Raw genomic sequence first — 11,627 nt, forward strand, 5'->3', positions numbered from 1 at the left:
GCCGCTGCGCAGCCCAGCGGGAGCAAGCTCCCTCGCCACGGATTCATCCATGTCTTGAGTAAGCGGTACCCCTGTGGGAGTTGTGTGTAGATCAGAAGATTTAAGTGACCACCAGATCAGAGCGAGATTGGATGTGAGCAAGAGAGCCTATAACTTCTGTGCCGGCCCGGCGGCGCTTCCTGAGGCGGTCCTGAAGCGTGCCCAGGGTGAACTTCTCGACTGGCACGGCAAGGGCCTGTCGGTCATGGAAATGAGTCATCGCAGCGATGAGTTCGTGTCCATTGCCACCAAGGCCGAGCAGGACCTGCGTGATCTGCTGAACATCCCGTCCAACTACAAGGTACTGTTCCTGCAGGGCGGCGCCAGCCAGCAGTTCGCCCAGATCCCGTTGAACCTGTTGCCGGAAAACGGCAGCGCCGACTACATCGACACCGGTATCTGGTCGCAGAAAGCCATCGAAGAAGCTTCGCGCTACGGTCACGTCAACGTGGCGGCCACCGCCAAGCCCTACGACTATTTCGCGATCCCCGGCCAGAACGAGTGGAAGCTGTCCAAAGACGCGGCCTACGTTCACTACGCGCCGAACGAAACCATCGGTGGCCTGGAATTCAACTGGATCCCGGAAACTGGCGACGTGCCATTGGTGGCCGACATGTCCTCGGACATTCTCTCGCGCCCTGTGGATATCTCCCGTTTCGGCATGATCTACGCCGGTGCCCAGAAGAACATCGGCCCAAGCGGCATCCTGGTCAGCATCATTCGTGAAGACCTGCTGGGCCGCGCCCGTTCGCTGTGCCCGACCATGCTCAACTACAAGGTCGCGGCCGACAACGGCTCGATGTACAACACCCCGCCGACCCTGGCTTGGTACCTGTCCGGCCTGGTGTTCGAATGGCTGAAGGAGCAGGGCGGTGTCGAAGCCATCGGCAAGCTCAACGAAGTGAAGCAGCGCACGCTGTATGATTTCATCGACGCCAGCGGCCTCTACAGCAACCCGATCAACAAGACCGATCGTTCGTGGATGAACGTGCCGTTCCGCCTGGCCGACGACCGTCTCGACAAGCCGTTCCTGGCCGGTGCCGACGAACGCGGCCTGCTGAATCTCAAGGGCCACCGTTCGGTCGGTGGCATGCGCGCCTCCATCTACAACGCCGTCGACATCAACGCCGTCAATGCGCTGATCGCCTACATGGCAGAGTTCGAGAAGGAACATGGCTGATGTCTGAGCAAGAACTCAAGGCGCTGCGTCTGCGCATCGACGCCCTGGACGAGAAAGTCCTGGAGCTGATCAGCGAGCGCGCGCGCTGCGCCCAGGAAGTTGCCCGGGTGAAGATGGCTTCCCTGGCCGAAGGCGAAGTGCCGGTATTCTATCGCCCCGAGCGTGAAGCACAGGTGCTCAAGCGTGTCATGGAACGCAACAAGGGACCGCTGGGCAACGAAGAGATGGCGCGCTTGTTCCGCGAAATCATGTCGTCGTGCCTGGCCCTCGAGCAGCCGCTGAAAGTTGCCTACCTGGGCCCGGAAGGCACTTTCACCCAGGCAGCGGCCATGAAGCACTTCGGTCACGCCGTGATCAGCAAGCCGATGGCAGCTATCGATGAAGTGTTCCGTGAAGTCGCCGCCGGTGCGGTGAATTTTGGCGTGGTGCCGGTGGAGAACTCCACCGAAGGCGCAGTCAACCACACGCTGGACAGCTTCCTCGAACACGACATGGTGATCTGCGGCGAAGTCGAGCTGCGTATCCACCACCACCTGTTGGTCGGCGAGAACACCAAGACCGACAGCATCAGCCGGATCTATTCCCACGCCCAGTCGCTGGCCCAGTGCCGCAAGTGGCTGGACGCTCATTACCCGAACGTCGAGCGCGTGGCGGTCTCGAGCAACGCCGAGGCGGCCAAGCGGGTCAAGGGCGAGTGGAACTCGGCGGCGATTGCCGGCGACATGGCGGCCGGTCTCTATGGGCTGACGCGTTTGGCCGAAAAAATCGAGGATCGCCCGGACAACTCCACGCGATTCCTGATGATCGGCAGCCAGGAAGTCCCGCCGACCGGCGACGACAAGACCTCGATCATCGTTTCCATGAGCAACAAGCCTGGCGCGCTCCATGAGCTGCTGGTGCCGTTCCATGACAACGGTATCGACCTGACGCGGATCGAGACCCGTCCGTCGCGCAGCGGTAAATGGACCTACGTGTTCTTCATCGATTTCGTCGGCCACCATCGTGATCCGCTGGTAAAAGGTGTGCTGGAGAAAATCAGTCAGGAAGCAGTGGCACTCAAGGTGCTGGGTTCCTACCCCAAGGCAGTTCTTTAAGGGCGGATAGCAAATGAGTGGCAACTTCCTCGCACTGGCGCAGCCAGGCGTGCAACAACTCTCGCCTTACGTTCCGGGCAAACCCGTGGACGAACTGGCCCGCGAGCTGGACCTGGATCCGGCCAGCATCGTCAAGTTGGCGAGCAACGAAAACCCGTTGGGTGCGAGCCCCAAGGCACTGGCGGCAATCCGCGACGAGCTGGCCGAGCTGACCCGTTACCCCGACGGCAATGGCTTTGCGCTGAAAAGCCTGCTGGCCGAGCGCTGTGGCGTCGAGCTGAACCAAGTGACGCTGGGCAACGGTTCCAACGACATTCTTGAGCTGGTCGCCCGTGCGTACCTGGCGCCAGGTCTCAACGCGGTGTTCAGTGAACACGCGTTCGCGGTCTACCCGATCGCGACCCAGGCCGTCGGCGCGGATGCCCATGTGGTTCCGGCCAAGGACTGGGGGCACGACCTGCCGGCCATGCTGGCGGCCATCGACGCCAACACTCGCGTGGTCTTCATTGCCAATCCGAATAATCCGACCGGTACCTGGTTCGATGCCCAGGCACTGGATGACTTCCTGCAGGACGTGCCCGCGCACGTGTTGGTAGTGTTGGACGAGGCCTACATCGAATACGCCGAGGGCAGCGATCTGCCCGATGGCCTGGATTTCCTCGCGGCCTACCCGAACCTGCTGGTTTCGCGCACGTTCTCCAAAGCCTACGGCCTGGCCTCGCTGCGGGTCGGCTATGGCCTGTCCACCGCGGTGGTGGCCGATGTGCTGAATCGCGTGCGCCAGCCGTTCAACGTCAACAGCTTCGCCCTGGCTGCTGCCTGTGCTGCCTTGCAGGATGAAGCCTACCTGGCTGAAAGCCGTCGCCTCAACGCGGCCGGTATGGCGCAGTTGGAAGCAGGCCTGCGTGAGCTGGGCCTGGATTGGATTCCATCGAAAGGCAATTTCATCTGTGTCGACCTGGGGCGCGTCGCTGCGCCGGTGTACCAGGGGCTGTTGCGCGAAGGCGTAATCGTGCGTCCGGTGGCCAATTACGGCATGCCGAACCATCTGCGCATCACCATCGGCCTGCCGGCGGAAAACAGCCGTTTCCTCGAGGCGTTGAGCAAGGTCCTGGTTCGTGGTTGATGTCACTTCGCTGCAACCTGCTGCCCCTATGATCGGTCGCCTGGTGGTGGTCGGCCTGGGGTTGATCGGCGGTTCGTTTGCCAAGGGTTTGCGTGAAAGCGGCCTGTGCCGCGAGGTGGTCGGTGTCGACCTGGATCCGCAGTCGCGCAGGCTGGCCGTGGAGCTGGGCGTGGTCGATCGCTGCGAGGATGACCTGGCGATCGCTTGCCAGGGCGCCGATGTGATCCAGCTGGCGGTGCCGATCCTGGCCATGGAAAAGCTGCTGGCACGCCTGGCCAACATGGACCTGGGGCAAGCGATCCTGACCGACGTCGGCAGTGCCAAGGGCAACGTCGTGCGCGCCGCCACCGAGGCTTTCGGCGGGATGCCGGCGCGTTTCGTGCCCGGTCATCCGATTGCCGGTTCCGAGCAGAGCGGGGTGGAAGCCTCCAACGCCGAACTGTTTCGTCGTCACAAAGTGATCCTCACGCCGCTCGACCAGACGGATCCAGCTGCGCTGAAGGTGGTGGACCGTTTGTGGCGCGAGCTGGGCGCCGACGTCGAGCACATGCAGGTCGAGCGACACGATGAAGTACTGGCGGCCACCAGCCATTTGCCGCACCTGTTGGCGTTCGGCCTGGTGGATTCATTGGCCAAACGCAATGAAAATCTTGAGATCTTCCGTTACGCTGCCGGCGGTTTCCGCGATTTCACGAGAATCGCCGGAAGCGACCCGGTCATGTGGCACGACATCTTCCTCGCCAACCGCGAAGCTGTCCTGCGCACACTCGATACATTTCGCAGCGACCTCGACGCCTTGCGCGACGCGGTCGATGCAGGGGACGGGCACCAATTGCTGGGCGTTTTCACACGCGCCAGGGTGGCCCGCGAGCATTTCAGTAAAATCCTGGCCCGTCGGGCCTATGTGGACGCTATGAACTCCAACGATCTGATTTTCCTGGCACAACCTGGTGGCTCCCTGAGTGGGCGTATTCGTGTACCGGGCGATAAATCGATTTCCCACCGTTCGATCATGCTCGGCTCCCTGGCCGAAGGCGTGACCGAGGTGGAAGGTTTCCTCGAAGGTGAAGACGCCCTGGCGACGCTGCAAGCGTTTCGCGACATGGGGGTGGTCATCGAAGGTCCGCACCACGGCCGCGTAACCATTCACGGTGTCGGCCTGCACGGGCTCAAACCGGCCCCCGGGCCGATCTACCTCGGCAACTCCGGGACCTCGATGCGCCTGTTGTCCGGCCTGCTGGCTGCGCAGGACTTTGACAGCACCCTGACCGGCGACGCCTCGTTGTCCAAGCGCCCGATGAATCGCGTCGCCAACCCGTTGCGGGAAATGGGCGCAGTCATCGAGACGGCCGCTGACGGTCGTCCACCCATGGTCATTCGCGGTGGCAACAAGCTCAAGGGCCTGACTTACACCATGCCAATGGCGAGCGCCCAAGTGAAGTCCTGCCTGCTGCTGGCCGGTCTCTACGCCGAAGGCAAGACCACCGTCACCGAGCCGGCCCCGACTCGCGACCATACCGAACGCATGCTGCGTGGCTTCGGCTACCCGGTCACGGTGAATGGCGCCACGGCGTCCGTCGAGTCTGGTAGCAAGCTGGCCGCGACCCACATCGAAGTGCCGGGCGATATCTCGTCGTCGGCGTTCTTTCTGGTGGCCGCCTCGATCGCCGAAGGCTCCGACCTGGTGCTCGAACACGTCGGCATCAACCCGACCCGTACCGGTGTGATCGACATCCTGCGTCTGATGGGCGCTGACATTACACTGGAAAACCAGCGTGAAGTGGGCGGCGAACCGGTGGCGGACTTGCGCGTACGAGCGGCTAAACTCAAGGGTATCGAGATTCCGGAGGCGCTGGTTCCGCTGGCCATCGACGAGTTCCCGGTGCTGTTCGTGGCGGCCGCCTGCGCAGAAGGCCGCACCGTGCTGACGGGCGCCGAGGAACTGCGGGTCAAGGAGTCGGATCGCATTCAGGTGATGGCTGACGGTTTGCTCGCCCTGGGCGTCAAATGCCAGCCAACCCCGGATGGCATCATCATCGACGGCGGCCAGATCGGCGGCGGCGAAGTCCATGGTCATGGCGATCACCGCATTGCCATGGCCTTCAGTGTTGCGTCTTTGCGCGCCAGCGCGCCCATTCGCATCCATGATTGCGCCAACGTCGCGACGTCGTTCCCGAACTTCCTGGCGCTATGCGCACAGGTTGGTATCCGAGTAGCACAAGAGGCACAGTCGTGAACATCAAGGCACCGGTCATCACTATCGATGGCCCAAGCGGCTCGGGAAAGGGCACCGTCGCCGGGATCCTGGCCAGGCAACTGGGCTGGAACCTGCTCGATTCGGGTGCCTTGTACCGTCTGCTGGCGTTCGCCGCCGGCAATCATGGCGTCGACCTGACCAACGAAGAACTGCTCAAGGCACTGGCTGCTCACCTGGACGTGCAATTCATTGCGGCGACCGACGGTCAGCTCCAGCGCATCATTCTGGAAGGCGATGAAGTCAGCGATGTCATCCGTACCGAAAGCGTAGGCGCCGGGGCCTCCCAGGTCGCCGCGCTGCCGGCGGTACGCGAAGCCTTGCTGCAGCGTCAGCGCGCATTCCAGGAACCGCCGGGGCTGGTGGCTGACGGCCGCGACATGGGCACGGTGGTTTTCCCCGACGCGCCGCTGAAGATTTTCCTCACCGCCAGCGCCGAGGAACGGGCGCGTCGCCGATATTTGCAGTTGAAGGGCAAAGGCGAGGATGTTAGTCTGTCGAGTCTGCTAGATGAGATCCGTGCGCGCGACGAGCGTGACACCCAGCGCGCAGTAGCCCCGCTAAAGCCGGCGGCCGATGCGATACAGCTGGACTCCACGGAGTTGTCCATCGATCAGGTGTTGCAACGCATCATGAGCGAGATCGCCATTCGCGATATCGCCGGGTGACCAGGAAGCTCCGCAGGGGACCAGTCATAGTCCTGTAGTGCTTCTTTTATATGAAACTAACCCACACCGTCTGGGGTGTGGAGATGGGCGTTTACTTCGCCCTAATCAACAGGAATTAAAATGAGCGAAAGCTTTGCGGAACTCTTTGAAGAAAGCTTGAAAACCCTGAACCTTCAGGCAGGCTCCATCATCACCGGCGTTATCGTTGATATCGATTACCAGGCTCGCTGGGTAACCGTTCACGCTGGTCTGAAGTCTGAAGCGCTGATCCCGCTTGAGCAGTTCTACAACGACGCTGGCGAACTGAACATCAACGTAGGTGACGAAGTTCACGTTGCGTTGGATTCGGTTGAAGATGGCTTCGGTGAAACCAAGCTGTCCCGTGAAAAAGCCAAGCGTGCCGAGTGCTGGATCGTTCTGGAAGCGGCCTTCGCAGCTGAGGAAGTGGTCAAGGGCGTTATCAACGGTAAGGTTAAAGGCGGCTTCACTGTCGACGTTAACGGCATCCGTGCGTTCCTGCCAGGTTCCCTGGTTGACGTCCGTCCAGTGCGCGACACCACGCACCTGGAAGGCAAAGAGCTGGAATTCAAGGTCATCAAGCTGGACCAGAAGCGCAACAACGTTGTCGTTTCCCGTCGCAGTGTCCTGGAAGCCGAGAACTCCGCCGAGCGTGAAGCTCTGCTGGAATCGCTGCAGGAAGGCCAGCAGGTCAAGGGTATCGTCAAGAACCTCACCGATTACGGCGCATTCGTCGATCTGGGTGGCGTCGATGGCCTGCTGCACATCACCGACATGGCCTGGAAGCGTATCAAGCATCCTTCGGAAATCGTCAACGTTGGCGACGAGATCGATGTCAAGGTTCTGAAGTACGATCGCGAGCGCAATCGTGTTTCCCTGGGCCTCAAGCAACTGGGTGAAGATCCATGGGTCGCTATCAAAGCCCGTTACCCAGAAGGCACCCGCGTTACCGCTCGTGTTACCAACCTCACCGACTACGGCTGCTTCGCTGAGCTGGAAGAAGGCGTTGAAGGCCTGGTACACGTTTCCGAAATGGACTGGACCAACAAGAACATCCACCCTTCGAAAGTCGTACAAGTCGGCGACGAAGTGGAAGTCATGGTTCTGGACATCGACGAAGAGCGTCGTCGTATCTCCCTCGGCATCAAGCAGTGCAAGTCCAACCCATGGGAAGACTTCTCTGGCCAGTTCAACAAGGGCGATAAAATCTCCGGCACCATCAAGTCGATCACCGATTTCGGTATCTTCATTGGTCTGGACGGCGGCATCGACGGTCTGGTTCACCTGTCCGACATCTCCTGGAACGAAGTGGGCGAAGAAGCCGTACGCCGTTTCAAGAAGGGCGACGAGCTGGACACCGTTATCCTGTCGGTTGACCCAGAGCGCGAGCGTATCTCCCTGGGTATCAAGCAACTGGAAAGCGATCCGTTCTCCGAGTACGTTCAAGAGAACGACAAAGGCGCAATCGTTAAGGGCATCGTGAAAGAAGTTGACGCCAAAGGCGCCATCATCACTCTGGCCGACGATATCGAAGCGACTCTGAAAGCCTCCGAAATCAGCCGTGACCGCGTTGAAGACGCGCGCAACGTTCTGAAAGAAGGCGAAGAAGTAGAAGCCAAGATCATCAGCGTTGACCGCAAGAGCCGCGTAATCCAGCTCTCCATCAAGTCGAAAGACGATGCTGAAGAGAAAGAAGCAATCCAGAGCCTGCGCGACAAGCCAGCCGCTGACATTGCTGCTGGTCCTACCACTCTGGGCGACCTGCTGCGTGCACAGATGGAAAAACAGAACTGAGTTCTGTCAGACCATAAAAAAGGGCGACTTCGGTCGCCCTTTTTTGTGGGTGCGATTCGGGAAAGCCAGACTTTACTCGTTCTAGGTGCGCTGTCTGGTCTCGCTGTGAAACCAATCTTGCAGCCTAGCTGTCTCTTTCTTTAAGCGGATCAACCATCTATCAAGGTTGGACCACAGATGTCCTGGTTTTCTTGGGGCGATGTGGGAGCGAGCTTGCTCGCGATAGCGTCAGATCAGGCGCCACCCAGCCGAGTGATGGATATTTAAGGAGATGAATGAGCAGACTCATCCTGATATTCGCAATATTGGCATTGGCAGGTTGCACCACAAGCGCCAAGACTCACGCAGTGCATGGCGTTAGCGGTATTGAGGTCGACTGCTCAGGGTTGGGCTCTGGCTGGGAGAAGTGCCATAAGAGAGCGGCAAGAGAGTGCAAGGGTGCCGACTACAAAGTCATTACCCGATCCGACGATGCCAAGGATAACGATCAATACCCCTTTGGTTTTAATCCGGCTGGCTATCTGACTCGCACGATGCTGGTCATCTGTCGATAGTTTAAGAAAGTCTCCCTGCCTGTATGGAAAGAGATGGCTAGGGAGCAAAGAAGAATGTCAATACTTGGGCTGTTCAAATCACTCCGGTCATGCTAAAACCTTTTCAAGCGATTTTCCTAGCTGCTTGAAAAAGAAGGGAAAAATATGACGAAGTCGGAGTTGATCGAACGAATTGTCACCCATCAAGGGTTGCTCTCATCCAAGGATGTGGAACTGGCCATCAAGACCATGCTTGAACAGATGTCCCAGTGCCTGGCTACGGGCGATCGTATTGAAATCCGTGGTTTCGGCAGCTTTTCCCTGCACTATCGCGCCCCGCGGGTCGGTCGTAATCCCAAGACCGGTCAGTCTGTCAGCCTTGATGGTAAATTTGTTCCTCATTTCAAGCCGGGTAAAGAGCTTAGGGATCGTGTGAACGAGGAGGAGGGGGATGAGCTCTGACGGAGCGCCAAAACAAAGGAATCCACATGCGGAACTTTAAACGCCTCGCCCTTGTTTTACTTGCGCTGCTCGTGGCCTCAGCGATCGTCCTGTTCGTGCTTGAAAACAATCAGCCACTGGCACTGATATTTCTGGGATGGACAGCTCCGCAGCTTCCTGTTTCGGTTTTCGTGATACTGGCCCTTCTCGTCGGTATGATGCTAGGGCCGTTGCTCGCATGGTTCGTGAGTGCGCGTCGACGATTGAAATAATGAATGTGTGAGCCCGGTAGTCTTGGTAAGGATCACTAGTTTGACTTCACCGACTATCAGCTCTACGGCGGCGGTTGATATAACGGTAGAGGCAGGTAATAAAATGGATTGCCGGCCAGGTAGTGAAGCCTTGACGGTGGAAGTCGAGGCGCTGGAGCCCAAGGTCATCTGATGATGCATTTATATCAGATCTGCGATCACTGCAGATGCGATACAACTTCTACCGTAAGTTGAAGTCGACTCTGGGAGTGTTCCTGTACAGCGGCAGGATGGCAGCCCTGAGGTGCCAGAAGGCCCGATCAAGCCGAATAAAGGGCTGACTTGTTCCTGGGCGCTGTTGTCGGCCTGATTCTTGGAAGGTTCATTGCCTTGATTCGCTTTTTTAAGGCGGCATCAGTAATAGCTTGAAAAAGTCGTTTACCTGAGGAGTCCATTGTCGTTGAGATATTCTGCGACGACGGCTATTTCGGAATATATAGTGACAGGCTTGTCATCAGTTCTCACCTCTACGATAGTGGCCAGATGCTTTCAGTGGCTGATGGCTATGCAGGTGATTTCCCTATCGTCCCATTTGATTTGTTGCTAAATACTGCCTGGATTGCGTCGTTCAATGGCGGGCCAGCGCGTATGTCTGAAAAAACCATTTTGCCCAATGGCTTGGCCTCGCTATCATTGCTGCTCTTAGCGATTTATGTGTGGGTGAATGGCCGGCGCATAACCGACGCTGGTGGAGTTCTCCTCTGGCTTTCTCTCCGCTCACGCGCCGCAGAAAGGGGTTAGGGTCCCATGCGTTCGATCCAGAGCGCCAAAGAGGGGCGGTATCTTTTAGAGGGTGGCCTCGAGTCAGCGATGACCTGGTGAAGCAATCGCCCCAGTCAGCCGGATTCAGTAACAGGATTATTCAAGGTCAGGGATGGGCTATGCCGAGGAGGAAATTGCATCATGGAGATCGATGTAATTTGTGTAGCTCTCAATGGAGAAGAAAGGAGCTATACTTTTGATCAGTTCATTGAATCAACAAAGGCAGTTGAGCTTGCCAAAGAAGCTCAAAATTATGCAGTTGGTCTAGGTTGTTTGAGTGATCTCCTGTTTCAGGGAAACGATGAATTCTGGGGCGGTAATTTGTCAGATTTAGTTTTTAGCTTTGGACTAGCGCTGCAGCAGAGTCGCCCAGCTAAAGCTACCAGTGCTAAATTTAAATATTCAACCAGTACTGAGGTGGAAATTGAATAAGGTTTTAGTGACGGGCGCCGATGGTTTTATTGGCTCTCACTTGGTTGAGTTGTTGGTGCAAGAAGGCTACCACGTAAAAGCCTTGTCCCAGTACAATTCGTTTAACTATTGGGGTTGGCTGGAGAACATCAACTGCCTTGGTCAGGTTGAAGTGGTCAGTGGCGATGTAAGAGATCCGCACTTTTGCAAGCACATAACCAAGGACGTCGATGTGGTTTTTCACCTCGCGGCCTTGATAGCAATCCCCTATTCGTATGTTGCTCCGGATAGCTATGTAGATACAAACGTAAAAGGGACGTTGAATATCTGCCAGGCAGCCCTGGAAAATAATGTAAAAAGAGTGATTCATACGTCTACCAGTGAAGTCTATGGTACGGCCCAATACGTCCCAATCGACGAAAAACATCCTCTACAAGCTCAATCTCCATATAGCGCTTCAAAAATAGGCGCTGATGCTATGGCGATGAGTTTTTTCAACTCTTTTGATTTGCCGCTGACCATTGCCAGGCCCTTTAATACATACGGTCCTAGGCAGTCGGCCAGAGCCGTTATTCCAACAATTATCACCCAGATAGCCAGTGGCCAAAAACAAATTAAGTTGGGCGATGTCTCTCCGACGAGGGATTTCAACTACGTAGCCGATACCTGCCGGGGCTTCTTGCAATTGGCAAGATGCGAAGAGGCAATCGGTGAGGTGGTGAATATCGGTTCGAACTACGAAATATCGGTGAGAGATACACTTAATCTCATCAAGGAACTCATGAATAGTGATGTTGAGTTTTTGACTGATGATCAACGTATTCGCCCTGGTAAATCGGAAGTTTTTAGATTGTGGTGCGATAACACCAAAATCAAACGTTTGACGGGTTTTGTGCCTAGTTATTCTATTGCTGAGGGTCTGCAAGCGACAATCGACTGGCTTCTCATTCCCGAAAATTTGGCTAAATATAAAGCTGATATATACAACGTCTGAGG

The 11,627-nt window shown here is 57.2% G+C and carries 12 protein-coding genes; all 12 read left to right on the forward strand.

All coding sequences use genetic code 11. From position 1 onward, the window contains the following. Positions 1–133: 133 nt before the first annotated feature. The 12 genes from serC to AD659_RS09090 all read left to right on the forward strand — a co-directional run bounded on the left by serC (position 134) and on the right by AD659_RS09090 (position 11,625). Positions 134–1,219: a 3-phosphoserine/phosphohydroxythreonine transaminase gene (gene serC, locus AD659_RS09045; RefSeq protein WP_053120383.1), complete on the forward strand. Its 1,086-nt coding sequence runs from the start codon at positions 134–136 to the stop codon at positions 1,217–1,219. After that, on the forward strand, positions 1,219–2,313 hold the full coding sequence (gene pheA / locus AD659_RS09050; protein ID WP_003199233.1) for a prephenate dehydratase: 1,095 nt from the start codon (positions 1,219–1,221) through the stop codon (positions 2,311–2,313). The genes serC and pheA overlap by 1 nt, the downstream gene beginning before the upstream one ends. Positions 2,314–2,326: 13 nt before the next feature. Then, positions 2,327–3,439: a histidinol-phosphate transaminase gene (gene hisC / locus AD659_RS09055; RefSeq protein WP_053120385.1), complete on the forward strand. Its 1,113-nt coding sequence runs from the start codon at positions 2,327–2,329 to the stop codon at positions 3,437–3,439. 28 nt (positions 3,440–3,467) lie between these two features. After that, entirely contained in the window at positions 3,468–5,675 is a 2,208-nt protein-coding gene (locus tag AD659_RS09060; RefSeq protein WP_053120387.1) for a bifunctional prephenate dehydrogenase/3-phosphoshikimate 1-carboxyvinyltransferase, read from the forward strand. After that, positions 5,630–6,361 (forward strand): (d)CMP kinase, encoded by a 732-nt coding sequence (gene cmk / locus AD659_RS09065; protein WP_053121341.1) that lies wholly within the window; start codon positions 5,630–5,632, stop codon positions 6,359–6,361. Before AD659_RS09060 ends, cmk begins: the two co-directional genes overlap by 46 nt. A gap of 120 nt (positions 6,362–6,481) precedes the next feature. Continuing rightward, on the forward strand, positions 6,482–8,173 hold the full coding sequence (gene rpsA / locus AD659_RS09070; protein WP_053120388.1) for a 30S ribosomal protein S1: 1,692 nt from the start codon (positions 6,482–6,484) through the stop codon (positions 8,171–8,173). 275 nt (positions 8,174–8,448) lie between these two features. Next, positions 8,449–8,727, forward strand: coding sequence for a hypothetical protein (locus AD659_RS09075; protein ID WP_053120390.1), 279 nt, complete (start codon positions 8,449–8,451; stop codon positions 8,725–8,727). A gap of 144 nt (positions 8,728–8,871) precedes the next feature. Then, positions 8,872–9,168: an integration host factor subunit beta gene (gene ihfB / locus AD659_RS09080; protein ID WP_003199243.1), complete on the forward strand. Its 297-nt coding sequence runs from the start codon at positions 8,872–8,874 to the stop codon at positions 9,166–9,168. Positions 9,169–9,194: 26 nt separating this feature from the next. Then, positions 9,195–9,419 (forward strand): lipopolysaccharide assembly protein LapA domain-containing protein, encoded by a 225-nt coding sequence (locus AD659_RS09085; RefSeq protein ID WP_053120392.1) that lies wholly within the window; start codon positions 9,195–9,197, stop codon positions 9,417–9,419. Positions 9,420–9,459: 40 nt separating this feature from the next. Next, positions 9,460–9,591, forward strand: a complete 132-nt coding sequence (locus AD659_RS30350) for a hypothetical protein (RefSeq protein WP_269457828.1) — start codon at positions 9,460–9,462, stop codon at positions 9,589–9,591. A gap of 770 nt (positions 9,592–10,361) precedes the next feature. After that, positions 10,362–10,652, forward strand: a complete 291-nt coding sequence (locus AD659_RS29740; RefSeq protein ID WP_153043995.1) for a hypothetical protein — start codon at positions 10,362–10,364, stop codon at positions 10,650–10,652. Beyond that, positions 10,645–11,625: an NAD-dependent 4,6-dehydratase LegB gene (locus AD659_RS09090; RefSeq protein ID WP_053120394.1), complete on the forward strand. Its 981-nt coding sequence runs from the start codon at positions 10,645–10,647 to the stop codon at positions 11,623–11,625. The genes AD659_RS29740 and AD659_RS09090 overlap by 8 nt, the downstream gene beginning before the upstream one ends. Positions 11,626–11,627 lie beyond the last annotated feature (2 nt).

This window comes from Pseudomonas thivervalensis, assembly GCF_001269655.1.
GTDB lineage: Bacteria > Pseudomonadota > Gammaproteobacteria > Pseudomonadales > Pseudomonadaceae > Aquipseudomonas > Aquipseudomonas thivervalensis.

What these genes read in the sequence shown, in the direction of transcription:
- pheA (WP_003199233.1), top strand. Translation starts at nt 1,219, where the DNA reads ATGTCTGAGCAAGAACTCAAGGCGCTGCGTCTGCGCATCGACGCCCTG.
- ihfB (WP_003199243.1), top strand. Translation starts at nt 8,872, where the DNA reads ATGACGAAGTCGGAGTTGATCGAACGAATTGTCACCCATCAAGGGTTG.
- hisC (WP_053120385.1), top strand. Translation starts at nt 2,327, where the DNA reads ATGAGTGGCAACTTCCTCGCACTGGCGCAGCCAGGCGTGCAACAACTC.
- AD659_RS09060 (WP_053120387.1), top strand. Translation starts at nt 3,468, where the DNA reads ATGATCGGTCGCCTGGTGGTGGTCGGCCTGGGGTTGATCGGCGGTTCG.
- cmk (WP_053121341.1), top strand. Translation starts at nt 5,630, where the DNA reads ATGCGCACAGGTTGGTATCCGAGTAGCACAAGAGGCACAGTCGTGAAC.
- AD659_RS09085 (WP_053120392.1), top strand. Translation starts at nt 9,195, where the DNA reads ATGCGGAACTTTAAACGCCTCGCCCTTGTTTTACTTGCGCTGCTCGTG.
- rpsA (WP_053120388.1), top strand. Translation starts at nt 6,482, where the DNA reads ATGAGCGAAAGCTTTGCGGAACTCTTTGAAGAAAGCTTGAAAACCCTG.
- AD659_RS29740 (WP_153043995.1), top strand. Translation starts at nt 10,362, where the DNA reads ATGGAGATCGATGTAATTTGTGTAGCTCTCAATGGAGAAGAAAGGAGC.
- AD659_RS09075 (WP_053120390.1), top strand. Translation starts at nt 8,449, where the DNA reads ATGAGCAGACTCATCCTGATATTCGCAATATTGGCATTGGCAGGTTGC.